This window comes from Janthinobacterium sp. BHSEK (assembly GCF_056174685.1).
This window is the reverse complement of record NZ_JBWBYV010000230.1, coordinates 1-2,038: the sequence shown is the minus strand read 5'-3', so window position 1 is coordinate 2,038 and position 2,038 is coordinate 1. Positions and strand designations below refer to the sequence as shown.

At 56.8% G+C, this 2,038-nt stretch carries 2 protein-coding genes; both read right to left on the bottom strand.

Translation table 11 applies throughout. From position 1 onward, the window contains the following. Positions 1-595: 595 nt before the first annotated feature. Positions 596-1,270 carry a hypothetical protein gene (locus AC0V2Y_RS28640; RefSeq protein WP_475418261.1) on the bottom strand — a complete coding sequence of 225 codons (675 nt, stop codon included), beginning with the start codon at positions 1,268-1,270 and terminating at the stop codon, positions 596-598. Between the two features lie 74 nt (positions 1,271-1,344). After that, the coding region (locus AC0V2Y_RS28635; RefSeq protein ID WP_475418260.1) for an SOS response-associated peptidase at positions 1,345-2,038 on the bottom strand (694 nt) is incomplete at its 5' end.

The following is a 2,038-nucleotide window of genomic DNA, read 5'->3' as shown; positions in this document are numbered from 1 at the left end:
ACATTCCGCCGCCGTCCGCATGCTTGTCGCCAGCGGGCCTGGTGGGCTTCACCTGTCTTACAAATGTGTCTGTCAGCGCCATGTCATTCTCCGTGACGGTACTTTTTCTGACGGTATTCAAAAGTACCGTCACAAGTACCGACAAATCTGTACGCTGTCATGCTACGACGTAAGACGACACAAGACAACAAAAAACCCGCGCCTCCTATGAGAAGGGCGGGTTTCGATACTTCTTAATACGATATAACATGATAATTTGGTGCCCGGAGCCGGAATCGAACCGGCACGCCCTTACAGGCGGGAGATTTTAAGTCAGCGGTGATTGTCATTGAAATCAAAGACTTACTGTTATTTTTCGTTCCGCAAAAAATACAATTAACCAGCTTGCAAGCCGCATAGTCGCTCACCTGCACTCTCGTTTGCGGAACGAATTTCTCCCATGCTGCGTCCCTGTCTGTAGATCAAACTATGTGCAAGATCAGGCCCCTCGGGTCATCGTCCTGGTCGACCAGAACCAGCGCGTGGTCGGCTGGGCATCATCGGGTAATCGCTGCATAAAAGGCGAAATGGGCCTACAAGCCGTGCTAGATTAACTCTATCGCAGCATGCGCGCCTCGCTCTTCGTCAGCTCGCGTTCTTTCATGTCGATGCCGACCAGCCAACCGCCGCGCTCCAACTGTTCGGGCCGACTCTCGAATGCGGGCCGCAACTTCAAACCTCCCAGCTCGAATGACTCTTCCGACATCCACTCGATGTGACAGTCAATTAAACGCCCCTCCGGGAACGTGGAAATCTTATGGCTGCGCAGCTCGGCACAAGTGGTATGCCGCTGTAGCACATTTGAGTAATCATCGGCCACCGCCAGGAACCCTCGCGAGCCACCGCTCTCGCGGGCAAGTTTTTTCGGTAGGGCTACTCCAGATCGATACAGTTCCTTGGCGCGGAATCCGATAGCGTTTTCCGGCACGAAAAGTTTGCATACCCAGGTCTGGGCGACCTCGCGGGTGTGGCCGGACTCATCCCTCGTTGCTTCAATGCCGCTCAACACTATATTCCATCCTTGAACTCGCACCAACTTGGGCCTGGCCAGCTGCGCCAGAATGCGCGGCACGCCAATCACCTGCAGGCGTGCCACTTTTGAAGGGCGTCGATTCCCCTCCAGCGTTACGTCGACAACCAACAGTTCGAGCAGTATGGCGCCCTCTACTACCGGTACAGGAGCCGCCAGCACTGCGCCATCCTCTCGACGCCTTGATGCCCAAATTTTCATCGCCCACCTTAAATATACTGTATAAAAACACAGTATATTGCCAAGCAAGGGAAACCAGAAGGTGAAATTTGTAACTAGAAGAGGCCGCCTTGGTCCGCTGGCGCGGTTGGTGCCGGCGCTTTCCCGCGGGTGCGCGGCTGCATAGGGTCGGGCTGCGCGACAAGCAGCTCTGCTGGATACTGCCGATAAACGTCAACCTCGGTCACCAAAGAGCCGTCAAGCCAGCCTTGGTACTGGTCCGGGTCCAGGATCATCACCATGCGCTTTTCATCGTCCGGCTTGTGGAAGCGCTGCATCAGCGGATGACCGTCGGCATTGATCGTCAGCATCGAGAACGACAGCAGCTGATCCGCCGGCCGGTATTCCCAAATACCGGCAATAGCCACTGGACCACCATCCGCGCGCTCGATGCGCCAGCGCACGGGCTTTCCCGTTTCATAGTTGGGCTCGAAGAAGTTGGCGGCCGGGATGATGCAGAACTGCTTGCGCTTCCAGGCGCTGCGGAAGGATGGCTTGCTGGCGACCGTTTCGGTGCGGGCGTTGTAGGTCTGGCGGGCGAGCTTGAGGTCGGCCCAGTGCGGCACCATCCCGAACATGGCGGGGGCGATTTCCAGCTCGCCGGGTGCGTCGTGCGAACCGCGAAGGATTGGTGCCATGTAGCCAGGCCAAGCTTCGGGCGGCAGATCGAGCAGCGGATAGCCAGTCTTAAAGCTTTCCTCGATCTGCTCTTGGCGGCTGGGGGTGTAGTCTGCGCACATGATGCTATCC